This is a genomic window from Pantoea sp. EABMAA-21, assembly GCF_030053335.1.
GTDB classification, from domain to species: Bacteria; Pseudomonadota; Gammaproteobacteria; order Enterobacterales; family Enterobacteriaceae; genus Pantoea; species Pantoea communis.
This window is the reverse complement of record NZ_JASGBX010000009.1, coordinates 165,810-189,937: the sequence shown is the minus strand read 5'-3', so window position 1 is coordinate 189,937 and position 24,128 is coordinate 165,810. Positions and strand designations below refer to the sequence as shown.

Here is a 24,128-nt window from a genome sequence, read left to right as displayed (position 1 = left end):
TCCCCTCACCGATACGTGGGTGGGCGCGATAACAACCACAGATCACGCAGCGCTTCTCTTTCCGAACCGCGCGCTGCTGGGCTGATAGGGGCCGTCGATTGCGTTTCGATCGCGCGATGAATCCAGGGCTGAAAACGGTCGCTGTTCAGGCTGCGATCCGTGAGCGAGAGCAGTGGAATCAAGCGCAGACTGACACGATCGCGATTTTTCCATGGCCAGGTTTTGCTGTCATCACTAAACGGTGCCATATAATTCAGCGCACTCAACAATGAACCGCTCTGCTGTTGATAGTGCCAAAGATCGCCCGCGCCGCTTCGCTGTGCCAGTTGCGCGAGGCTGGTCAGAGCCTGCAAATTGAAATAGCTATAGTGGAACGAGCGTGTGCGTGCCAGTTCCATTGGCTGCGTTCCGTCCGTACGAATTTGCCCGGCGATTTTATCCTGAGCTAAAACCACCATCTGCTTAATCACCTGAGGTTGATGCAAATACCACGCGATGCCCGCCACCTGTGCGGCATACCAACTGCCATGGTTATTAGGTGCATCACGCTCGCCTTGTGCCAACTGACTGTGCAATAGCCAGCCGAGATAATCGCTAAACCATGCATGTATCGCAGCCTGATCCTGCGGGTGCCAGCCGGGCGAATCGTGCAGTAGCTGCAGTGCATCCACTATGCGCGTGGCAAAGTAACGCCCATCCAGCACACCGGTGTGTCGGCCCTCAGCCTTACCCGGCACACCCTGAGCATAATTAAGATTGGGATTCATGCGGGTGGTGGGATCGATGAACCAGCTGCGAATCATCGATTGGGCTTTGGCTGCATTACGGGTTTCGCCGGAGAAATACCAGGCAAGCGCCAATGCCTGCACGTCTGCGGTGAAACGAGCCAGACGCACACCATCGCTTTGGTCGTTTTTACTCGCCGGATTGACCGCACCATCACGGCGTTCCCATGGCAAGCCATTGGGCTTGTCGGGATTCGGCCACCAGTAGGCACTCAGGCTGAGATAATCATGGCGGGAACCGCTGGGAGGTAACATCCCTTTCTGCGTCACGCTGGGATTGGGCTGATTAAGCGCGCGATCGGCAGCCTGCTTGAGTTGCTGCCACGCCTGCTCAGTCTGTGGCGCAGCCTGATGATTTTGCAGCGCAGTTCGCGTCTGTTGCATCTCTTCGCCAGATAAAAAGGCCAGCGAAACAGCTTTGGCATGACAGGTCGCGGTCATCAGCAAGCCGGCCAACAGCCAGATCAGGCGCACATTCAAACGGGGCATCTTCCTCTCCTGGCCCTGCTAAGGATTAGCTCTGTTCATCCAGTTGCAGCGCCACATACAGCAGCAATCGATCGTCAAAATTGCCGAGGTTTAATCCGGTCAGCTCGGAGATGCGGTTCAGGCGATACTCGAGCGTATTACGATGGATAAATAGTGCGCGTGCCGTGGCGCTTGGCTGCACGTTATGACTGAACCACGCCACCAGCGTACGTCGCAATAATCCATTATTATCATTGGCTTTGAGTTTCGCCAACGGGCGCGCCAGTTCATTCGCTTGCCAGCCACCGCGCAGGCTATCCAGCAGTACGGGCAGCACCAAATCCTGATAGAAGAAGCTGCGCTGTTCCGGCATGCGCTGTTTACCCACCATCATGGTGGTGCGCGCCGTACGGTAGGAACGCGCAATACTGCCGGGACCGGTAAAGAAATTACCCAGCGCGATGCGCATTCGCACCTGCCCACTCTCTTTCATACGCTGTAATAACTGATCCACGCGACGGCGGTGATCGTCTTGATCGTAACGGCCGTGGGCGTTGAGCGCCGGCTTCAACACCACCATTTCAGTGAGTGAAACGATAGCAATCAGGTTGTCACGATCCGGCGTTGTCAGCAGAGTTTGTAAATGCTGCAATTCCGACATCGCACTGTCAACGCCAAGCTGGCCGCTGTCGACTTCCACCACCGCCACCACGCGCGGTTGATTGAGATCGATGCCCAGGCGCTGCGCCCACTCGCTCAACGCCGGTGAAAGCGTATCGCTACGAATCAGGTTCAGCACCAGCTCTTCGCGCAAACGGCTATCCTGCGCCAGCATGTGCAACAGCCGCGCTTGTTCCAGCATCATTTCGGCGGTCATACACACCAGTTCACCGTAGTGACGCAGCGCTGCCGGCTGGCCGGTCAGGCCAATTACACCGACAATCTCACCATCAATGCGCAACGGCAGGTTGATGCCAGGACGCACGCCGTGCAGATGTTTCGCCACGGCCTCATCAATGTCCACTACCCTTCCCTGCGATAACACCAGCAACGCACCTTCGTGCAATTCGCCAATACGCTCACGATCGCCGCTGCCAATAATGCGGCCGCGTGCATCCATCACGTTGACATTACTGTCAATAATTTGCATGGTGCGGGCAACAATATCCTGAGCCAGTCGCGCATCGAGATGATAGGTGGCCATCAATCACTCCAGAGAAAGGGAAGAATTGACAGAATACGCATCCCACGCACGGCTGGCATTGTGCAACTGCACATAGCCGGATAGAGAATACGGGAATTGCGGTAGGCGTCACATTGCGAAACGGACATCTGCACAATGTGGACCACACTAAAAAGGTGTTGATGCTAGCCAATCGCGCAGCTGTGCCTGACAAAAACAAAAAAGGCGAGCCGAAGCTCGCCAGTGTTCAATCATCCCAGACTTACTGCATCAGCAGATAGAGGCTGCTGTCGCCACGCTGCACGTTCAGGGCCAGCACGGACGGTTTGGTGTCGAGGATTTTGCGCAGTTCACCAAGGTTGGCAATCGCCTGCTGGTTAACGCCCCTAATCACGTCACCTTTCTTCAGACCAATACGCGCTGCAGCACTGCCTGCCTTCACATTATCCACGCGCACGCCTTTCTGGCCGTTGCTGTCGATGTTGCTCAGGTCGGCACCTTCAATGCCGGTGTAGATCGTGGCGGACTGCACTTTTTCCTGCGAGCTCTGCTGCAGTTCAACCGTAATCGTCACCGGTTTACCGTCACGTAACAGACCCAGCTGCAGTTTAGTGCCTACCGGCAGTGAACCCACTTCTGCACGCAGCGCGGCAAAACTGGTCAGCGGTTTGCCATTCATCGACACCACGACATCGCCGGCTTTCACACCCGCTTTTGCCGCTGCCGAGTTAGGCAGGACCTGGCTCACAAAGGCACCGCGCTGGGCATCGACTTTCATCGCTTTCGCCAGCTCAGAGTTAAGCTCGGTACCCATAATGCCCAGCTCGCCACGCTTCACCTGACCATACTCGATCATCTGCGCCGTCAGGTTTTTCACCATCGCGCTTGGGATAGCAAAGCCGATACCGATATTGCCGCCGTCTGGCGCCAGAATCGCGGTGTTAATCCCGATCAGTTCACCGTTCAGGTTCACCAGCGCACCACCGGAGTTACCGCGGTTGATGGCAGCATCGGTCTGGATGAAGTTTTCGTAGTTCTCGACGTTCAAGCCGCTGCGGCCCAACGCTGAAACGATACCGGAGGTTACTGTTTCACCGAGTCCGTACGGGTTACCGATTGCGACAGTGTAATCACCGACGCGCAGGTCATCGGAGTCCGCGATCTTAATTGCCGTCAGGTTTTTCGCGTCCTGCAATTGAATCAGAGCGATATCAGACTGTGGATCTTTGCCAATCACTTTGGCGTCATAGCGACGACCATCGCTCAGCTGCACCTGAATTTTGGTGGCGTTATCTACCACATGGTTGTTGGTGACGACATAGCCTTTATCGGCATTAATCACGACACCCGAACCGAGTGCACGGAATTTTTGCTGTTGAGTATTGGCGCCGCCGTTGTCACCGCCCTGGCTACCATCACCGCCGCCCTGGCACATTGGCGAGCTTTGGAATGGCGAACCGTCCTGACAGAATGGCGAGTTATCACCAAAGAATTGCTGGAATTGCTGCGGCATGCGCGGGGTTTTCACCGTGGTGCTGCCTTCAACGCTAATACTCACCACGGAAGGCATCACTTTTTCCAGCATCGGCGCCAGGCTTGGCAACTGTTGGTTCGAGGAGGAAGCACTTTCCGCCGCGAAACTGACAGGGCTCAATGCCATGCCCAGACTAAGCGCCAGCGCACTTAACATTAATGTGCTTTTTTTCATTTGTCTGTGTCTCTCTAAGATTTACGGCCAGACCATTGCTGTGGTCGTGATGGTGAGATTAAGTTTTTAGCGCGAAGTTCCTAATAAAGTTTTGGGCAAAGGTAAAAATTTATTCTTCATCTTTACAAAACTCGGCTTATTCCACGGCCATCAAACGACGATACTCATCCCACGCATAATTGTCTGTCATTCCGCTGATATAGTCCTGAATCAAGCGCGAACGGTAATAACGCTCCCACAACAAACGTTGATATTTATGCTCGACAATCAGTGTACGCATCTGCTGCTGATAAGCTTTGCGATGTTTTCCTGAAAGCTTATGGAACAGTCGCGTTTCTATCGGATATTTCGGCAGAAAATCGTCGTTCATCAGCGTAGTAAATTGTTCATAATCCAGCAACATTAATGACTGATAGATTTCCAGCAACCCTTTTATTACCCGATAACCTTGTAATTCGAGTTGCTCAACTTCCGGATGATTAAATACCTGCTGGCGCGCCACGGTTTTAAATAATTTCAACAGACGGCCTTCATCACCGTCATCTTCCAGCAGCGCATGATTGAAGTTTCCTTCAAAAATAGCCGGGAGATTATCGACAAAACGGCGCACGGCATGGCTAACCAACACATTTTGCACGTTAACCCGTAATGACATGAAAAATTGATCGCTCAGGCTACGGCGTTTTTTCTGGTTGGCTTCTTTCCATGCCTCGCTCACTGTGCGACTGAACGCATCACCACTATTTACCGTCCCCCAGGCTTTGAGCAGAGACTTATACAAGGTCTCAACATCAAAAATGTCTTTTTCGACCGCATCATCTAAATCGGCAATACAGTATGAGATATCGTCAGCGGCTTCCATAATCCAGGTGAGTGGATAGCGATGATGCTCTTTAATATCGGTGGCTGCGCGTAAGTCAGCGACATATTCACGCTCGGACAAATAAAAGCCCGGCTTCTTCATCAGCACGCTAAATTCTGCCGGCTTATCGCCCTGCCACCATGCGGGGGCGGTATATTTTAAAATACAGGCCACCTGCGCATAGCTAAGATTAAGCTGCAGCAGCGTATGCACCAGGCGAATCGCCTGCGCATTGCCTTCGAAGTGGCACAAATCCTGACGAATCATTGCATTTAGCTGGTCAAAATCAGTGCGCTGATGCTCATCTGCCACGCCCGCCACCAGCGGGTCCACGAGTTCAAGAGGCAGATTGTCGTCAAACCAGTCATTGATCGCGGCTTCACCAAAGTGACCAAACGGCGGATTACCCACATCATGCAGCAGGCAGGCCATCTCAATCAGACTCTCAAACGCGCCTTCAAACTCCTCCAGCCCGTAATTTGCCAGTCCACCGCCCTGCGTTTTCAGGTATTGCAGGATCTCTTTGGTGATATAGCGCCCGGTTTGCTGCACTTCCAGCGAGTGGGTCAAACGTGAACGCACCGCTGCATTACGCTCCAGAGGAAAAACCTGAGTCTTTTGTTGCAGGCGGCGGATCGCGGCAGAATTGATGATGCGGCCACGGTCACTCTCAAAGTGCCGTGTAATAAAGTATTCGCCCTCTGGATCTTTGCGGCTGGTATAAGGGCGGGTGAAACTGATCTTATTTTTGAAATTGATCGGCGCCATCATTACCCCTTATTTTTTGGTGAATTCATCCTCTGCCAGCCATGGTAGACTATGCCTCACTTTTAAGCTTTACATCCATAACTACAGCGAGATTCTTTATGAAAGCAGGCATTATTGGCGCGATGGAGCAGGAAGTCACCCTGCTGCGTGACAAAATCGAAAACCGTCAGACGCTGACGCTGGCTGGTTGTGAAATTTATACCGGCACGCTGAACGGTGTTGAGGTTGCTCTGCTGAAATCAGGCATTGGTAAAACCGCGGCGGCGCTCGGCACGACCCTGTTGCTGGAGCTGTGCAAACCCGACCTGGTGATCAATACCGGCTCTGCGGGTGGTCTGGCCGCTTCACTGAAAGTGGGCGATATCGTGGTTTCCGATGAAGTGCGCTATCACGATGCCGACGTCACCGCTTTTGGTTACGAACCTGGCCAGATGGCCGGTTGCCCGGCAGCCTTTGTGGCGGATGAAAAACTGATCGCCGCTGCGGAGCAAGTGATTAAGCAGCTGGATCTCAACGCGGTGCGCGGCTTAGTGGTCAGCGGTGATGCCTTCATCAACGGTGCTGAACCTCTGGCACGCATTCGCACCACCTTCCCACAGGCGATCGCCGTGGAGATGGAAGCCACCGCCATCGGTCATGTTTGCCATCAGTTCAAAGTGCCGTTTGTGGTGGTGCGCGCGATTTCCGATGTCGCAGATAAAGAATCCCACCTGAGCTTTGATGAGTTCCTCGTCGTTGCCGCTAAACAATCGTCACTGATGGTTGAAAACCTGCTGGCACAGCTGGCGCGTGGCTAAATATCTGCTGCTGGGGCTATTGCTGATCGGCAATAGCCTGTTTGCTGCTGCCCCACGCGTTATCACGCTATCGCCCCATCTGACCGAACTGGCTTTTGCAGCGGGCATTACGCCGGTGGCGGTGAGTGCTTATTCGGATTTCCCGGCGCAGGCCAATCAGCTGGAGCAGGTGGCAAACTGGCAGGGCATCAAAGTCGAGCGCATCCTGCAACTGAAACCGGATGTGGTGCTGGCCTGGCGCGGTGGTAATCCACAGCGGCAGATCGACCAACTGCAACGTCTGGGCATTAAAGTCGAATGGATTGATCCGCAGACCATTGATCAGATGATTGATGCGTTAGCAGCGCTCAAACCGTGGAGTCCACAACCTCAGCAGGCGGCGGCTGCCGCACAGGCGCTGCGCCAGCAAGAGGATGATCTGCGTAAACAGTATCAACAACGCACGCCGATCCCTCTGTTTTTGCAGTTTGGTCAACAGCCGCTGTTTACTGCATCGCGTAATACGTTGCAAAACGAGGTAATCACCCTGTGCGGTGGCAAAAATATCTTTGCCGACAGCCGTGTCAGCTGGCCGCAGGTGAGTCGTGAGCAAGTATTAGCACGTCATCCTCAGGCGATTGTGATCGGCGGTGGCCCCGCGCAAGCCGCGAATATCGTGAAATTCTGGCAGCCACAACTGACGGTGCCGGTGATTGCCATTAACGATGACTGGCTGAGTCGACCGGGTCCACGTATCTTGCTGGCAGCCAAACAGCTGTGTGCAGATTTACATCCGGCGAAAAATAGCACCAAAAAAGATTAAAGATTCGGCAAAAATTGTCGAAAATCAAAATACAAGGCACTGCGGCCACGTATGCTCAGTGCCCTTTTTGCGCACCGCGCAACTTTTGACTTCACCAGGAATTATCAATGACCAGAGCACTGCTCCTGGCCATAGGGCTTGCGATGGCTGCGCCAATTGGCGCGGCGACCTCCACCGGCTCTATTGCCGTCACGTTGACCATATTTTCCCGCTGCGATATCTCACGGCAAAGCGAACAAACATTGCCATCGATTGATTGTGGACGTCACTTCAGTGCACAGCCGCGCGTGACCGAAAGCGTGTTAAAGCGCGATGCGAAGCGTCGTGAGTCGTCACGATTAGTGACCGTAGAGTGGTAACGTTCTGACCGCCAGAACGGCGGTCAGAAAAGGGGATCAGATGCTGAAGGAAGAACCACAACCGCAAGTCGTTTTCGCGTTCGGGTTTGTCACGATAAAACGTGAACCCTCAAGACCTTCGGTATAATCAACCGAACCGCCCACCAGATACTGCAGGCTCATTGGATCAACCACCAGCGCCACGCCTTGCTTTTCAATGGTCATGTCGCCGTCATTCATTTGATCGTCAAAAGTAAAACCGTACTGGAAACCACTGCAACCGCCACCGGTGATGTACACGCGCAGTTTCAGCTCAGGATTCTCTTCATCCGCGATCAAATTTTTCACTTTTTTCGCTGCTGCTTCAGTGAATTGCAAAGGCAGCGCTGCTACGTCGTCACTCATGTTTTACTCCGGGTAAACGTCCAGGTCAGAAAACGACCTTAATTTCACTATTATCTGCCAGCCGCCCAGTGCAATCAAGTACTGCGCTTGACACTGTGTGCCGCCTGCGCTGCGCTAAAGTATAGCTTTAAAAGGCTTTCGCACCCGCTTGCCTTTCTAATCGGGCGACTCTTCCCTTAGAATGGCGCCAGAATTTTTTTCCAGAACAGCAGGAGCCGAGCAATGAGTAAGTCTGAAAACCTGTATGCCGAAGCGCAACGCCTGATCCCTGGCGGTGTGAACTCCCCGGTACGTGCTTTTACCGGTGTGGGCGGCGTGCCGCTGTTCATCGAACGCGCCGACGGCGCTTATCTGTATGACGCCGATGGCAAAGCCTACATCGACTATGTCGGTTCATGGGGCCCAATGGTGCTGGGGCATAACAACGCCAATATCCGCAATGCGGTGATTGAAGCGGCATCTCGTGGTTTGAGTTTCGGTGCCCCAACCGAAATGGAAGTGAAAATGGCCGAGCTGGTGTGTGAGCTGGTGCCAAGTATGGATATGGTGCGCATGGTGAACTCCGGCACCGAAGCCACCATGAGCGCGATTCGTCTGGCTCGTGGCTTTACCCATCGTGACAAGATCGTCAAATTTGAAGGCTGCTACCACGGCCACGCCGACTGTCTGCTGGTGAAAGCGGGTTCCGGCGCATTGACCCTGGGCCAACCGAACTCGCCGGGTGTTCCGGCTGATTTCGCTAAACACACCCTGACCTGCACTTTCAACGATCTGGCGTCAGTACGCGAAGCCTTCGAGCAATATCCAGAAGATATCGCCTGTATCATCGTTGAACCCGTTGCGGGCAATATGAACTGCATCCCACCGCAACCGGACTTCCTGCCGGGCCTGCGTGCACTCTGTGATGAGTTTGGTGCGCTGCTGATCATCGATGAAGTGATGACCGGCTTCCGTGTGGCGCTGGGCGGTGCTCAGGCTTATTACGATGTCACGCCGGATCTGACCTGTCTCGGCAAAATCATCGGTGGCGGCATGCCGGTGGGCGCATTTGGTGGTCGTCGTGATGTGATGGCTGCACTGGCACCAACGGGTCCGGTTTACCAGGCGGGCACGCTTTCCGGTAACCCGATTGCCATGGCGGCCGGTTTTGCTTGCCTGACGCAGATTGCTCAACCGGGCACGCACAGCACTCTGACCGACCTCACCACCCAACTGTCTGAAGGCTTGCTGGCAGCGGCAAAAGCAGAAAACATTCCGCTGGTGATCAACCACGTTGGCGGCATGTTCGGTATCTTCTTTACCGATGCCGAAAGCGTAACCTGCTATGCCGACGTGACAAAATGCGACGTTGAGCGCTTTAAGCGCTTCTTCCACCTGATGCTGGAAGAAGGTGTTTACCTCGCACCTTCTGCTTTTGAAGCGGGCTTTATGTCGCTGGCACACAGCCAGGAAGATATTCAGCGCACCATTGATGCGGCACGCCGCAGCTTTGCGAAGCTGTAAGCCATTAGCGGGCGCCAGGAATGGCGCCCCTTCATTGATGTGCCCGGCTGTCCCTTGAGGCACAACGTCCCCTAAAGGCACATCGTTATGCTCAGCTACACGCATACACCCATTTCCGTTAGGTTGCACAATTATGCGCAGCTGCCCTGTAAGCGCCGATTGACGTAGGTTGCGCGTTTATGCGCGACGCAACAGCCAGATAAAATACGGCGCGCCGAAGAAGGTCGCCATTAAACCTGCAGGGATCTGATCCGGGAAGGCCAGCATCCTGCCGCACCAGTCTGCAAACACCATCAATCCGCCGCCTAATAATCCCGCCATCAACACCTGCGGTAATGCGCGCCTGAAGCCCAGCATGCGCACGATATGCGGCGCCATCAAACCGACAAAACTCAACGGGCCGATGGTCAAGGTCGCCGTAGCCGTTAACGCCGCCGCCAGCAGCAGCAGGGCCAGACGCGAACCTGTTAATGCCATACCCGCTGAACGTGCCGTCGCACTACCCAGCGGCAGCAGTGTGAGCCAGCGGCTCGCCAGTGGCGCGAGCGCAATAAATACGATACCCACCACGGCGCTTTGCACTGCCTGCGGCATATTGATGTTGTACGTCGAACCGGAAATCCAGCTTAGCAGGCCGCCCATGCGCGGATCGCCACTCGCCATTAACACCATCAGTAAGGTGACAAACGCACTGTTAAGCGCCATGCCCGCCAGCAACATACGCTCCGGTGAGAAACCTCCGCGACTGGCGACCAGCATAATGACCAGCAGCGTCAGCGCCGCGCCTAATGCGCCAGCGGGCAGCAACCACGCCACGGCGTCACCCGGCACAAAGAACATCATCACAACCACACCACAGGCCGCGCCGGAACTGATGCCTAACACTTCCGGACTGGCCATCGGGTTGCCAGTGAGGCGCTGAATCAACGCACCTGCAACACCCAGCATCATCCCCACGACTAACGCCGCCAGCACGCGAGGTGCACGCCACGGCAGCAGTTGATGCAGCATCTCACCACTCACCCACGTCCAGCTGTGTGCATCACGACCAAAGGAGATGCCGATAACGCTCAGCAGCGCCAGCACCCCAAGGCCAATGCCACACCACAGCACCACCTTCTGGCGCTCTGCCGGCACCTTGTCGCCCATATTCATCGCCGGTGGAACCGAGCCGGTACGTAAACGCGGCAACAGCCACAGCAGAATCGGTACGCCAATTAACGCGGTCGCTGTGCCGGTGGAAACCTCGCGCCAGTGGCTGGTCAGCCACAATACGCACTGATCGGCCAGCCACAGCAGTAAGGCACCAATCAGCGGAGCCAGCAGCATACGGCTGAGTAAGCGACGCCCCCCGAGCATTTTCGCCAGCAGTGGTGCAAACAGCCCGATAAAACCGATAATCCCGGCGACGTTCACCAATTGCGCACTTAACAGAATCGTCAGAGCGAGTGCGCCGACACGCGCAGCAGACAGTGCCAGACCGAGATTTTTTGCTACGCCGTCATCAAGCCCCATGAGCGTCAAGGGGCGCAGCAATGCCAGCGCCACGACAAAAGCCAACAGCAGACGCGGCCACAGCATGGCGACGTTGTGCCCATCCATCTGATTCAGTGTGCCGGTGCTCCACAAGAACATATTCAGCAGCTGATCATGATTGAAGATGGCAAAGATTTGATTCACCGAACCGGCATACAGGCTCAGGACCAGCCCGGCGAGGATCAGTGTCACGGGTGACAGCCGTTTGCCCCAGGCCACGCCAAATACCAGGATGCCCACCAGCACTGCGCCCGCCATCGCAGCAAATTGCTGTGTCAGCTCACCACCCGGTAAATGCCAGAGCGTGGCGACCGTAATACCGAGCTGTGCACCGGATGACACACCCAACGTGGTCGGTTCCGCCAGCGGATTACGCAGCACCTGCTGAAACAGTAAACCGGCCAATCCGAGACCCGCCCCCACCAACAGCGCCAGCGCCAGACGCGATAACAGGCTGTGATGGAACACCACCTGTTGGATACTGTTGATGTCCGGCGCAAAGAAGGCTTGTGACCACTGCGCCGTTGGCAGCGCGTCACGCAGATTGATAAAGGTCAGCGCCAGCGCCAGTAAAAACATGCTGCTTAGCAGCATCACAGGAAAGAGACGATGGCGCATCAGTGCGACTCCAGCGCGTGTTCCAGCACGCGAACAAATTTCAGCGCTGAATAGGTCGCGCCGTAATACCAGACGGCAGGCACACGCTTGAAGCGGCCCGCGCGGATAAACGGCAGCGCCTGCCACAGCGCAGTTTTCATCACCTGCTGCATGTCACGATCGTTATCGTGATCAAAACAGATCACCTGCACATCGCCGACATCGGCTAACCGCTCAAGCCCAACCACGGCACTGCCCCAGAAATTGGTTTCACCCTGCCAGGCGTTACTCAGGCCAAGGATTTCCATCACTTCGAGGAACAGACTGTTGGTGCCAAACGTGATGGCGTGACGGCTGTCCATCAATGACATCAGCAGCACCGGACGATCTGCCCAGGGTTTGAGACGTTCGCGCGCTGCCGCTAGCTGCTCATCCAGGAATTGCAGATGCTGTACCGCCTGCGCTTCCCGGCCCAGCCGGGCACCGAGCGCATGCAGTGATTTACGGGCAGTACTTAACGGTTTACCGTCCCCGCTATTCAGATCAAAGCCCATGGTGGGCGCGATACGTGCGAGCTTATCCAATCCTGGGCCATAGCCGTTGGAGTGCAGGATCAGCGAAGGTTCGAGTTGCGTCATCAACTCCAGATTGGGTTCGGTGCGTAAACCGAGATCGATGGTGCTGGCAGGCAGCTGCGGCTCGCCAACCCAGATGTGGTAGTTACGCAAATCAGCCACACCGAGCGGCGATACACCGAGCGCCATCAGTAGCTCAACAGGTAGCCATTCCAGCGCCAGGATGCGCTGCAGATCGGGTGTTGCCGCACGCAATGGGGCAACGTTCATCAGTGGCGTCAGTGCCAGCGCCGTCAGCAAGCGACGGCGTGAAATGTCGAACATGGCGAGGCCTCAGTAAACAAAACTGACGGGAGCACCGCCTTGTGGATGGGGCAAGATGCCCATCGGAATACCGTAGATATTGCCCAGCACATCGGCCTGCATGATGACATCAGGCCCGCCTTCCGCAATCATTTCGCCGCCGCGCAGCGCCACCAGGCGATCGCAATAGCGCGCCGCCATGTTGATGTCGTGCAGTACCGCAATCACCGTCAAGCCACGCTCGCGGCTGAGACGTTGAATCAGAGCTAGCACATCCACCTGATGCGCAATATCCAGTGCGGAAGTGGGTTCATCCAGCAGCAGGCATCGGCTGTTCTGCGCCACCAGCATCGCTAACCACGCGCGCTGGCGTTCGCCGCCTGACAGGCTATCCACCAGACGCCCGGCGAACGGTTTCAAGCCCACCAGCGTAATCGCTTCTTCCACGCGATCGTGATCTTCCTGGCCGTAGCGCCCAAGCGCACCGTGCCACGGATAACGACCAATCGCCACCAGCTCACGCACCGTCATCCCTTCTGCCGCCGGTAACTGCTGCGGCAAATAGGCCACCTGGCGCGCAAAATCTTTGCTGCCCCAGTTCTCCACCGCATCGCGGTTCAACAGCACCTGACCTTCACTTGCCGCATGGTGACGCCCCAGCATTTTCAGCAAGGTGGATTTACCCGAGCCGTTGTGGCCAATCAGCGCCGTCACTTTACCCGGCGCAAAGGTGAGTGAAAGTGGATGCAGCAACGTGCGTCCAGGTACGCGAAAGCTGACATTATCCAGCGTGAAGGTGGTTTCTTCGTGGTGCGGATGCTGCATGGTGATCCCTGGTTAATTAGCACAAAACCGATCTGATTCTGAAGGGGGCGGCCCTGAGGCCGCCCAAAATCACAACATATTCGCCCTGACGAATCAGAAGCGGAAGGTGGCGGTACCAACGATTTGACGTTCAGCACCCCAGTAGCAGGCGTAATCACGATAGCAGCTGGCAACGTATTCACGATCGAACAGGTTGTTGATATTAACACCCACAGAAGAGCCCGGCAGACCGAAACGGCCGAGGTCATATTTCAGCGCTGCGTCGACGGTGGTGTAACCCGCTACGTCGAAGTTTTGGTTTGAGTTACTGCCATTCTGCGTATTCTCTGCATATAACCCTTTGCTTTCACCTACATAACGCACACCCGCACCCAGTGTCACACCTGACAATGCCGTTTCGTGGAAGGTGTAATCCCCCCACAGCGATGCCATATGCTTCGGCACCTGCACTGGTGTTCTACCTTTCAGCACTGTGTCTTCAGTGTATTCGGCATCGGTATAGGTGTAAGACGCAGTCATGTTGATGTTGGCGTTCAGTGCTGCCTTGGCTTCCAATTCAACACCGCGAGAACGGATTTCACCGCTCTGTACGCTGAAGTTAAGGTTGTTTGGATCGGCGGTAAGGTTTTTGGTTTTGGTCAGCTCATACACCGCAGCAGTTACGACAACCGGACGATCTTTAGGAACATACTTCACACCGGCTTCATACTGCTTAGCACGCGATGGATCAAACGGCTGGCCCGAGGCGGTAGTCCCAGAATTCGGAATAAAGGACTCACTGTAGCTAAAGTACGGCGCAATGCCGTTATCAAACACATAGTTCAGACCACCACGCCAGGTGAAGGCCTGATCGTGATTTTTCACTTCGGTATTGCCGTTACGATTCAGTGCTGAAGTCATCGCATAATCGTAACGTCCACCTAAGGTCAGCACCCAACGGTTCCATTCCATCTGATCTTGAGAGTACAGACCGGTTTGCTCTTGGCGATTCAGATATTGGTAAGGGAACGCAGCACCATCTAGCGCATCGTTACCATACTGAGGATTGAACGCACTAATTGGGAATGCTGATCCAAACGCCGCATCAATATCATTACGGGTGCGCTGGTAATCCACACCCATCAGCAAAGTATGATCCACTGCGCCAGTGCCAAATTTGGCCTGTGCCTGCGTATCTACCGCAAACTGATTTAACTTCTCATCTGACACCGCCGAACCACGGGTAATTTCATTGGTGGCAGCGTTGAAGCCATTACCATAAATACTGCGGTAATTGGTTCTCAAATCCGCATAACGCAGATTCTGGCGCACCGTCCAGGTATCGTTAAAGCTGTGCTCGAAGTTGTAACCCACCATCTTGGTGTTGCGCGAGATCTTGTTGCTGTCTTCGCCTTCATCAAAGTTGGTTGGCAGTTTATAGCTGCTACCGTCCGGGCGGGTAATGCCTACCACGGTGCCCTGACGCGGCAACCAGCCGTAATAACCGGTTTCCGGTTCATTCTGGAAGTAGGTCAGCAGGTCAAAGCGGGTATTGGCATCAGGACGCCAGCTGAACGAAGGCGCGATGGTGTAGCGCTTCTCTTTGTTCATCTCCTGCTGCGCGTCGGCGCTGCGAGCCAGACCCGTCAGGCGATAGCTATATACACCGTCATCATCCAGCGAACCGCCAAAATCGAAGCCCGTTGAGTACAGGTTATCGGTGCCCATCTGGAACTGCACTTCACGCAGTGTTTCCTGCGTCGGGCGCTTGCTCACCAGTGACACCACGCCGCCTGGGTTGCTTTTGCCGTACAGCACGGAAACCGGGCCACGCAGCAGTTCCGCACGCTCAAGGAAGTAAGGATCAATAGCGAACTCGGAGTAGTTATCCCCCTGCAGCTTCAGGCCATCAAGATATTGGTTAGTGTTGGTTTCGCTAAAGCCACGAATTGAAAGCGCATCGATTACGCTTGAGCTGCCGCGGTTACCCGTCAGCACGCCAGCCGTGTAGTTAAACGCACCTTTTACGCTGGTTACAGCGTGCATCGCCATCTCTTCCTGCGTCACCACCGAAACCGACTGTGGGTTTTTCTCAATCGGCGTATCGGTTTTGGTGCCGGTAGCACTGTGTTTCGCGGCAATGGTAGGAGCCGGACCCCATGCGCTTTCCTGCGCGACGGTGTTGCCGCCATTGGCGGTCACCACCACGGTATCTTCTGCCAGCGCCTGTGCGTTCAGCGTACCCAGAGTTAAAGAAATTAATAAAGCGAGCGTACGGCGGGAAGTCGCAGCACGGGCAGAACAAGGATTTGAAATTCGCGTATTCATAAAAGGATCTCTCGGAAAGAAAACGACGCAGGTGAATACAAACGAGAATGATTATTAGACGCACGGATTTTAGGCGAAGTTTGGCGAGATCCGCAAGATGTAATGCCTGATGGCGGTGCGTTTGCCACCAGATCGTGCATGTCCATGATCGCGATTAACAAATCACAGGCATGAAAAAGGGCGCCGTAGCGCCCTCAGTTTTCTGCAGCTAACTATTTGCTGCCGAACATATCCTTGATCCAGCCCGCCACGCCGTCAGCATCTTTCTGCTCACCCTGCTGCTGCTGAGGTGACTGCTGCTGAGGTTGCGACTCTTGCTGCTGTTGGATCTGCTGCTGTTGCTGGATCTGTTGCTGCTGTTGCTGGCACAGCGCGTTAGGATCTAACGTCCACACCGGCAGTGAACGCCAGGTGCTGCTACCAGAACCACACACGAAGTTACCGGCAGAGTCGACGTTCATCTGCGTGATATCTTCTGGCGGTGTCAGCACCAGCGGCATCGGCGCCTGGTTGTCGAGATAACGGCGATAAATCTGCATCGCACCGCTCGCACCGTACAGCTTCGACGTCTGGTTGTTGTCGCGGCCAACCCAGGTGATCGCGACCTCTTTGCCATCAATACCCGCAAACCAGCTATCGATCAGATCATTGGTGGTACCGGTTTTACCCGCCAGATGGGCATTCGGGTAACGCGCGCCCAGCGCACGGGCGGTGCCGTGATCGGCAACTTGCTGCATGGTGTACAAGGTCATATAAGCAGCCTGCGCCGGTTCAACGCGTTGCGCCTGCGGGAAGCTCTGGTACAACACCGTGCCATCTTCAGCAATCACCGAACGTACCGCCGACAGGTCGGCGCGGTTACCGCCGCTGGCGATCGACTGGAACGCCTGTGCCGCTTCGATCGGTGTCAGGTTAAGTGCTCCCAGTAACATCGCTGGCACCGGATTAAGCTGATCTTTCGGCACGCCCAGCTTCGTCCAGGTATCCACCACCGAAGGCAGACCCAATGTCATCCCCAGATTTACGGTAGGTACGTTCATGGAGTTGGTTAAGGCATCCACCAGCATCACTTTGCCGCTGAAACGCTTGTCGTCGTTCATCGGTTTCCAGATGGAACCGTTCGGCTGTTTCAGCGCAATCGGCTCATCCGCCAGCCAGGTGTTCAGCCGATAGGTATTCGGCTGGCTCAATGCGGTGAGATAGGTCGCCGGTTTAGCCAGTGAACCGATAGAACGACGCGCCTGCAGCGCACGGTTATAGCCCGCGAACTGCGGATCGGCACCGCCCACCATGGCACGCACTTCACCACTGAAGCGATCCACCACCACCATCGCGGTTTCCAGATCCTTCAAGCCACGCTGTTTTTTCAGCGCCGGGATGCCATCTTCGACCGCTTTTTCCGCCGCATCCTGAGAGATAGGATCGAGCGTGGTGAAGATCTTCACGCCAGACAGATCTTTAATCTTGTCGCCCAGTTTGGCCTGCAACTCGTTACGTACCATCTGCATAAAGGCAGGCTGCGGCGTGATCACGCCCCCTTTCGGCTGCACACCCAGCGGACGCGCCGAGAGCATATCGTACAGCTCCTGATCGATGACGTTCTGCTGTTGCAGCAAACGCAGCACCAGGTTGCGGCGCTCGAGGGCCAGTTTCGGGTTGCGCCACGGGTTATACAGCGAAGCACCTTTCACCATACCGACCAGCATCGCCTGCTGATCGAGGCTCAGCTCATCGACGGGACGACCGAAGTAATACAAACTCGCCAGCGGGAAGCCACGGATCTGATCGTTGCCCGCCTGACCGAGGTAAACCTCGTTGAGGTACAGCTCAAGGATGCGATCTTTGCTGTAACGCGCATCCATGATCACTGCCATGTAAGCTTCACGCGCTTTGCGCCACAGTGAACGCTCGTTGGTCAGGAACAGGTTTTTCACCAGCTGCTGCGTCAAGGTACTGCCGCCCTGTACCGCTTTACCTGCCGTGATATTGGCAAGGAATGCACGGCCAATCGAATACGGGCTAATACCATCATGCTCATAGAAGTGACGGTCTTCGGTCGCGATCAGCGTACTGACCAGCAGATCCGGGAAGCCCGCACGCGGCACGAACAGACGCTGCTCACCGTTCGGCGATTGCAGCATGGTGATCAAACGTGGATCAAGGCGGAAGAAGCCAAAATCACGTCCGGTATCGAGGTTTTTAATCTCGCTCAGTTCGTTGTTGCTGAACGTCAGACGGGCGTTGATCTGCCCCTCTTTGCTGTCCGGGAAGTCAAACGGACGACGCAGCAGATCGATGGTGTTGCCTTTGACGCTAAATTCGCCCGGACGGGTAATGCGCGACACTTCGCGATACTGCGTGCCTTCCAGCAGCGCAATCATCTCTTTTTTGTCGTACGACATCCCCGGCTCAAGGCTCACCATGCGGCCGTAGACAGCAGCAGGCAACTGCCACACTTTACCGTCGATGCGGCTGCGGATTTCAGAGTCGAGATAGATGCCCCAGGCCACCATCACGACCACAAAGACCAGGAAAAGCTTAATTAACCAGCCTAACCAACGACGTTTGCCGCGTGGCGGACGTTTTCCTTTCCCTTTACCTTTTGGTGGCACCGGTGTGCTCTCCTCATCGTCTTCGTCAAAATCGTCCTGATCGATATCATCATCAAGCTCCCTGCGGCGACCCCGGCGCGCAGTGCTGCGCGGCGGCTTTGGCGCTTTTCCTTTACGCCCAATAGGTTCGCGATCGTTCCCAGACATGCTTTTATTCTCCAGGCATAGCTACGGCTACGGCCGTTACTCTAACTGCTTTCTCGTGCTGCGCATGGCAGAACCCTCTGAATTCGATCCACAGAGTGTCACGATGAAAATTTCTTGGTGCGCCTTGTCGGTAAGGCGTTTGCCGGATCGTCGGGCCAGGGATGTTTGGGATAGCGCCCTTTCATCTCTTTCTGCACTTCAGGATAGGCTCCGCGCCAGAACGCAGCGAGATCACGGGTGATCTGCAACGGACGCTGCGCCGGTGACAACAACTCCAGCACCAGCGGAATGCGGCCTTCGGCCACCGCGGGATTTTGCGCTTCCCCAAACATCTCCTGCATACGCACTGCCAACGCTGGAGGCTTTTCAGCATCGTAACGAATAGGCAGGCGACTTCCGGTCGGCACAGTGTAATGAGTTGGCAGCACAGTATCCAGCCGCTGACGTTGTGACCATGTCAGCAAATGTAATAATGCGCTGACAAGATTGACGGCCTGCAGGCTCTTGAGATCGCGCACGGAACCCATCTCGGGTAACAGCCAACGCTCCAGCGAGTCGAGCAGGCTCTCATCGTCCAATGGCGGCCACGCCTCTTCCGGCAGCCACTCGGCGGCACAATGCAAACGCAAACGCAGCTGTTCCGCTTCGGGGGTCCAGCCGAGTACCGAGAGCCCTTTTTCGCGGATCCAGCGCAACATCGCCGGGTGTAAAATCTCCGGTTCCGGTCGCGCCTGCGGCTGTGCTTTTAGGACCAGCGCACCCACGAGTTCCCGTTTCCAGGCGCGCAATGTCCCTTTCTCTTCATCCCATTCCACATCAATGCGCTGCGACACCAGTTCAGGACATTGCTGGCGTAACGCACTTATCTCTACCGGCAGCGCCAGTAACATGCGGGCTTCGGCGGCACTGGCGCCCTGTAACAGGGTCGGCGCGATTAACCACTCATAGCGGCTCAGGCCATCCTGTTCATCCAGCATGGCGCCAATACCGTTAGCCAGCTGATAGCGTGCGCTTTCGCCTCGTCGCTGCGCCAGACGATCGGCAAAGCCTGCCACCAATAATGCGGGGAAAAGATCGGGATTGACGCGGCCATCGCTGGCATTCAACCGTTGCTGCCACTGACGCGCGCGCCTTTGCCAATGCGGCTGTGGTCGATTAAGGGCGTCGCGCAAATCTGCACTACCGTTGCGCGGTGGATCTTCAAGTATCGCCACCAGCAGAGCGGCACTGGCGATGGCATCCTGACTTTGTGCCGCACACAGAATCGCCGTCAAACGTGGATCGCTGCCAAGCGTCGCCATTTTACGGCCGCGCGCGTTAAGCCTGCCGTTTTCTAATGCGCCTAAGCGCGTTAGCAAAGCCTGTGCCGCTCGCAAGCTGAGTTGCGGTGGCGCGTCCAGCCAGCAGAGCTGTGACGCATCCTGGCAACCCCATTGCAGCAAATCGATCTGCAGCGCAGCCAAATCGCTATTGAGGATTTCGGGTTCACTTTGCGCCGCTGCACGCATCGCCTGCTCCTGCGGCAGCAAATGCAGGCAAATACCGGGTTCAAGACGCCCGGCTCGCCCGGCTCGCTGGGTCATGGAAGCCTGGCTGATGCGTTGCGTTTGCAGGCGCGTGACGCCGCTACGCACATCAAACTGTGCCGAACGCTCCAGCCCGCTATCCACCACTAAGCGGATACCTTCAATAGTGAGACTGGTTTCGGCAATGTTTGTGGCGAGCACCACTTTGCGGCGACCGGCAGGCGCAGGCAGAATCGCTCGACGCTGCGCATCCAATGACAGCGCACCATATAAAGGAGAGAGATCCACGTCTTCATCGACGCGGGATTCCAGCTCGCGCTTTACGCGCTCAATTTCTGCCACGCCCGGCAGGAACAGCAGCAGCGAGCCCGACTCCTCACGCAGCAACTGCGCCACTTCTCGCGCCACCGCTTCGTCAAAACGTTGCTGCGGGTTGAGTGAGGCATAACGGCGTATCACCGGAAAGCTGCGTCCTTCAGAAACAATAAAAGGCGCAGCAGGCAGCAGCTGACGCAACCGATCGTTATCCAGCGTTGCGGACATCAGCAGAATTTTCAGGTCATCGCGCAGCCCTTGTTGCACATCCAGCAGCAGCGCCAGCGCCAAATCAGCCTGTAGGCTGCGCTCATGAAACTCATCGAGGATCACCAGCGACACACCTTCGAGCATCGGATCACGCTGCAACATGCGCGTCAGAATGCCTTCGGTCACCACTTCCAGTCGCGTATGGGGGCCGCAGCAGTTTTCACCGCGCATGCGATAACCCACGGTGCCACCGGGCTGTTCCCCCAACTGATCCGCCAGGCGCTGCGCCACATTTCGCGCCGCCAGACGACGCGGCTCAAGCATAATGATGCGCCCCGGCAGCACCGACTGCTGTAGCAGTTGCAGCGGCAGCCAGGTCGATTTTCCCGCGCCGGTGGGTGCCGCCAGTAAAACTTGTGATGACTGAGACAATGCATCGAGCAATGCAGGCAGCACCTCACTTACCGGTAATTCACTCACACTTAACTCCCACTCTGCCTGTGCTAACATGGCGCGCATTGTAGCACTCAACGGCCACGTCACCATGTCGATACAACGTCTGTTTTTTGCCCTCGAACTGCCCGCGCCACTCCAGCAACAGCTGGTACAGTGGCGCGCAGATCACTTTGCAGAAGGGGCAGGAAAACCGGTGGCCGCCGCCAATCTGCATCTGACGCTGGCGTTTCTGGGGGATGTCAGTGCCGAGACCTCGCAGCAGTTACAGCAGTTAGCTTCGCGCATTGTTCAGCCCGGTTTTAGCCTGGATTTGGATGATGCGGGACACTGGCCGCGCCCCGGTGTCGTGTGGCTTGGCTGCCAACGTGCGCCACGCGGCTTGTTGCAGTTAGCGAGCCTGCTGCGTGCTCAGGCGGCACGCCATGGCTGCGCCCAGAGTGCGCAGCCTTTTCACCCGCATATCACCTTGTTGCGCCACGCCACGCAAAAAGTGGCCTTACCCCCGCGCGGCTTTCACTGGCAGTACGATGTCAGTGACTTTGCGCTGTTCTCATCGACCTTTAGCCAGGGACGCACCCGCTATCGGCGGCTGGCGCGCTGGCCATTGCCCTCTTCGTCAGGAGCCTGAATGCAGTTTGATCCACCGTTAAAACCCGCTCGTCTTATCGCGCGCTATAAGCGCTTTCTTGCCGATGTCGTGACGCCAGAGGGGGAGACACTGACCATTCACTGCGCCAATACCGGCGCGATGACCGGCTGCGCCACACCGGGCGATACCGTGTGGTACTCCACCTCAGACAGCATCACGCGCAAGTATCCGCACAGCTGGGAATTGACCGAGACACAGCAAGGCCACTGGATCTGCGTAAACACACTCAGAGCCAATCAACTGGTACGTGAAGCCTTAACCCTTGACGCCATTCCAGAATTGTCCGCTTACACTCACTGCCAACCCGAGGTCAAATACGGCACGGAAAAAAGCCGAATTGACTTCCTGCTGCAAGCGGAGGGCAGATCAAACTGCTATATTGAAGTCAAGTCCGTCACCCTTTTACAGCAGGGTAAAGGCTTTTTTCCGGATGCGGTGACGGCTCGAGGACAGAAGCATCTGCGCGAACTCAGTGCTATCGCGGCAGAGGGTCATCGAGCTGTTTTGTTGTTCGCCGTTCTGCATACGGGGATTGAGGACGTCTCCCCGGCGCGCCATATCGACGCACACTACGCAGAACTACTGGGACAGGCTCAACGCTGTGGAGTGGAAGTGTTGGCGTATCAGGCTCAGATTTCACCTGCTCAAATGTTACTCACTCAGCCCGTCGCCGTGACGATTAACGTAGAGTTGTAATATTTATAGCAATTTGCTGTGATAGGAATGTTCTGGGCGGTGCGCTAAATACGCTGTTCCTCACAGGCTTGTCAAGGTGCGAATATGAATAATTGCCAACCTTGACTGCTTCTGCTATTTATAGCGGCCTGTTTTTTCCCTGATGGGAATCGATATACCCCTTAATAATTCGCGTTGCTGGCAGTCGGTGGTCAATTTAGCCAATGCACATGCAACCTGAAGTATGACGGGAAGGGCGTGTTATCCAGGAGAAACAACATGCAAGAAGGGCAAAACCGTAAAACATCGTCCCTGAGTATCCTCGCCATCGCTGGTGTGGAGCCGTATCAGGTGAAACCGGGCGAAGAGTATATGAACGACGCCCAACTGAGCCATTTCCGCAAGATTCTGGAAGCCTGGCGCAACCAACTTCGGGATGAAGTAGACCGCACTGTGTCGCATATGCAGGACGAAGCTGCGAACTTCCCGGATCCGGTAGACCGTGCCGCACAGGAAGAAGAGTTCAGCCTGGAATTACGTAACCGCGATCGTGAGCGTAAACTGATCAAAAAGATCGAAAAAACGCTGAAGAAAGTGGATGACGACGATTTCGGCTACTGTGATTCTTGTGGTGTAGAAATTGGTATTCGTCGCCTCGAAGCGCGTCCGACTGCCGATCTTTGCATCGACTGCAAAACGCTGGCTGAAATCCGCGAGAAGCAGATGGCAGGCTAATGGCCGTGAGCAGACTGTCGCCGCACGCCGGGAAAACCACTGTTTTCCCGGCGTGCGGTGCACCTCAAAATGAACTCTTCAACCTCTTCCTGCGTTGGGCGTTTCGCTCCCTCTCCTTCTGGTGATCTGCATTTTGGTTCGCTGATAGCCGCGTTAGGCAGCTACCTGAGCGCGCGTGCGCAACAAGGCCGTTGGCTGGTGCGTATTGAAGATATCGATCCGCCGCGAGAAGTGGCTGGCGCAGCGACACGCATCCTGAAACAGCTGGAGCATTATGGCCTGCAGTGGGATGGCGACGTGTTGTGGCAGTCGCATCGTCATGATGCCTACCGGGAAGCGCTGAGCTGGCTGCAACAGCACCGTCAAAGCTACTTTTGTACCTGCACGCGCAGCCGTATTCAGCAGCTTGGGGGGTTCTACGACGGTCACTGTCGGGAATTACATCTCCCTGCAGAGAACGCAGCGCTGCGCCTGCGTCAGCATGCGCCGGTTTATGGCTTTGACGATCGCCTGCGCGGCCATTTAGCGGCAGAGCGCTCGCTGGCGGAAGAAGATTTTATTATCCATCGCCGGGATGGTTTGTTTGCTTATAACCTGGCGGTAGTAGTAGATGACCATTTTCAGGGTGTGACGGAAATCGTACGCGGGGCAGATTTGATTGAACCCACGGTGCGTCAAATCGCGCTCTACCAGCAGTTCGGCTGGCCGGTGCCTGCGTATCTGCACCTGCCGCTGGCCATCAATGACGATGGCAATAAGCTCTCTAAACAGAATCATGCGCCCGCTCTACCTGATGGGGATGCGCGCCCATTGCTGGTATGCGCGTTGCACTTGCTGGGGCAATCGGTTTTAGAGAGTTGGCAAGATGCCACAGTGGAGCAACTGCTCGATAACGCGGTGGCACAGTGGAGTATCCAACTGATCCCACAACAGAACGCGCGAATCACGGATGAGGCGACATCGCCATTCCTAAATGGTTCGCAACAAGCTATGATTAGCCGCTGATTTATTAACACCCTTTTATCACTGTCGAGGTGTCCC

19 protein-coding genes are annotated in these 24,128 nt (G+C 55.7%); 8 read left to right on the top strand and 11 right to left on the bottom strand.

Going from position 1 to position 24,128, the window contains the following annotated elements; translation table 11 throughout:
• Positions 1 to 5 precede the first annotated feature (5 nt).
• From QMZ65_RS14995 to dgt, 4 genes are all read right to left on the bottom strand, one after another.
• Positions 6 to 1,274 carry an alginate lyase family protein gene (locus tag QMZ65_RS14995; protein ID WP_283216247.1) on the bottom strand — a complete coding sequence of 423 codons (1,269 nt, stop codon included), beginning with the start codon at positions 1,272 to 1,274 and terminating at the stop codon, positions 6 to 8.
• Between the two features lie 25 nt (positions 1,275 to 1,299).
• Positions 1,300 to 2,457, bottom strand: coding sequence for a CdaR family transcriptional regulator (locus QMZ65_RS14990; protein ID WP_034829508.1), 1,158 nt, complete (start codon positions 2,455 to 2,457; stop codon positions 1,300 to 1,302).
• 241 nt (positions 2,458 to 2,698) lie between these two features.
• The gene (degP, locus tag QMZ65_RS14985; protein ID WP_034829511.1) at positions 2,699 to 4,144 is read right to left on the bottom strand and encodes a serine endoprotease DegP; all 1,446 of its coding nucleotides are present in this window, start codon (positions 4,142 to 4,144) and stop codon (positions 2,699 to 2,701) included.
• 136 nt (positions 4,145 to 4,280) lie between these two features.
• Complete coding sequence (dgt, locus tag QMZ65_RS14980; protein ID WP_283216246.1) at positions 4,281 to 5,774, bottom strand: dGTPase; 1,494 nt, start codon at positions 5,772 to 5,774, stop codon at positions 4,281 to 4,283.
• 98 nt (positions 5,775 to 5,872) lie between these two features.
• Between dgt and mtnN the strand changes: the two genes are divergently transcribed.
• The 3 genes from mtnN to QMZ65_RS14965 all read left to right on the top strand — a co-directional run bounded on the left by mtnN (position 5,873) and on the right by QMZ65_RS14965 (position 7,732).
• On the top strand, positions 5,873 to 6,571 hold the full coding sequence (mtnN, locus tag QMZ65_RS14975) for a 5'-methylthioadenosine/S-adenosylhomocysteine nucleosidase (RefSeq protein ID WP_045813812.1): 699 nt from the start codon (positions 5,873 to 5,875) through the stop codon (positions 6,569 to 6,571).
• A complete protein-coding gene (btuF, locus tag QMZ65_RS14970) occupies positions 6,564 to 7,373 on the top strand; it encodes a vitamin B12 ABC transporter substrate-binding protein BtuF (protein WP_097118385.1) in 810 nt (269 codons plus the stop codon). Before mtnN ends, btuF begins: the two co-directional genes overlap by 8 nt.
• Positions 7,374 to 7,480: 107 nt before the next feature.
• Positions 7,481 to 7,732: a hypothetical protein gene (locus tag QMZ65_RS14965; RefSeq protein ID WP_034829521.1), complete on the top strand. Its 252-nt coding sequence runs from the start codon at positions 7,481 to 7,483 to the stop codon at positions 7,730 to 7,732.
• Between the two features lie 36 nt (positions 7,733 to 7,768).
• Here QMZ65_RS14965 and erpA read toward each other — a convergent pair whose 3' ends face one another.
• Positions 7,769 to 8,116: an iron-sulfur cluster insertion protein ErpA gene (gene erpA, locus QMZ65_RS14960; RefSeq protein WP_034829523.1), complete on the bottom strand. Its 348-nt coding sequence runs from the start codon at positions 8,114 to 8,116 to the stop codon at positions 7,769 to 7,771.
• Between the two features lie 222 nt (positions 8,117 to 8,338).
• Here erpA and hemL point away from each other — a divergent pair, with 222 nt between their 5' ends.
• Complete coding sequence (hemL, locus tag QMZ65_RS14955; protein ID WP_283216245.1) at positions 8,339 to 9,619, top strand: glutamate-1-semialdehyde 2,1-aminomutase; 1,281 nt, start codon at positions 8,339 to 8,341, stop codon at positions 9,617 to 9,619.
• A gap of 177 nt (positions 9,620 to 9,796) precedes the next feature.
• Here the strand turns inward: hemL and fhuB are convergent, their stop codons facing one another.
• From fhuB to hrpB, 6 genes are all read right to left on the bottom strand, one after another.
• Positions 9,797 to 11,773, bottom strand: a complete 1,977-nt coding sequence (gene fhuB / locus QMZ65_RS14950; protein ID WP_097118382.1) for a Fe(3+)-hydroxamate ABC transporter permease FhuB — start codon at positions 11,771 to 11,773, stop codon at positions 9,797 to 9,799.
• Positions 11,773 to 12,651 (bottom strand): Fe(3+)-hydroxamate ABC transporter substrate-binding protein FhuD, encoded by an 879-nt coding sequence (gene fhuD, locus QMZ65_RS14945; RefSeq protein WP_283216244.1) that lies wholly within the window; start codon positions 12,649 to 12,651, stop codon positions 11,773 to 11,775. The genes fhuB and fhuD overlap by 1 nt, the downstream gene beginning before the upstream one ends.
• A gap of 9 nt (positions 12,652 to 12,660) precedes the next feature.
• Positions 12,661 to 13,455, bottom strand: coding sequence for a Fe3+-hydroxamate ABC transporter ATP-binding protein FhuC (fhuC, locus tag QMZ65_RS14940; protein WP_283216243.1), 795 nt, complete (start codon positions 13,453 to 13,455; stop codon positions 12,661 to 12,663).
• 93 nt (positions 13,456 to 13,548) lie between these two features.
• The gene (gene fhuA / locus QMZ65_RS14935) at positions 13,549 to 15,762 is read right to left on the bottom strand and encodes a ferrichrome porin FhuA (protein ID WP_283216242.1); all 2,214 of its coding nucleotides are present in this window, start codon (positions 15,760 to 15,762) and stop codon (positions 13,549 to 13,551) included.
• Between the two features lie 212 nt (positions 15,763 to 15,974).
• Positions 15,975 to 18,521 carry a bifunctional glycosyl transferase/transpeptidase gene (gene mrcB / locus QMZ65_RS14930; protein ID WP_058960863.1) on the bottom strand — a complete coding sequence of 849 codons (2,547 nt, stop codon included), beginning with the start codon at positions 18,519 to 18,521 and terminating at the stop codon, positions 15,975 to 15,977.
• Positions 18,522 to 18,619: 98 nt separating this feature from the next.
• A complete protein-coding gene (hrpB, locus tag QMZ65_RS14925; protein ID WP_097118378.1) occupies positions 18,620 to 21,091 on the bottom strand; it encodes an ATP-dependent helicase HrpB in 2,472 nt (823 codons plus the stop codon).
• A 25-nt stretch (positions 21,092 to 21,116) separates the two neighbouring features.
• Here hrpB and thpR point away from each other — a divergent pair, with 25 nt between their 5' ends.
• The 4 genes from thpR (at position 21,117) to gluQRS (ending at position 24,092) form a co-directional block, all read left to right on the top strand.
• Positions 21,117 to 21,656, top strand: a complete 540-nt coding sequence (gene thpR / locus QMZ65_RS14920) for an RNA 2',3'-cyclic phosphodiesterase (RefSeq protein WP_097118377.1) — start codon at positions 21,117 to 21,119, stop codon at positions 21,654 to 21,656.
• Entirely contained in the window at positions 21,657 to 22,373 is a 717-nt protein-coding gene (gene sfsA, locus QMZ65_RS14915) for a DNA/RNA nuclease SfsA (protein WP_283003689.1), read from the top strand.
• A 258-nt stretch (positions 22,374 to 22,631) separates the two neighbouring features.
• Entirely contained in the window at positions 22,632 to 23,087 is a 456-nt protein-coding gene (gene dksA, locus QMZ65_RS14910) for an RNA polymerase-binding protein DksA (protein WP_034829547.1), read from the top strand.
• Between the two features lie 69 nt (positions 23,088 to 23,156).
• Positions 23,157 to 24,092, top strand: a complete 936-nt coding sequence (gene gluQRS / locus QMZ65_RS14905; protein WP_211729122.1) for a tRNA glutamyl-Q(34) synthetase GluQRS — start codon at positions 23,157 to 23,159, stop codon at positions 24,090 to 24,092.
• The last annotated feature ends 36 nt before the right edge of the window (positions 24,093 to 24,128 follow it).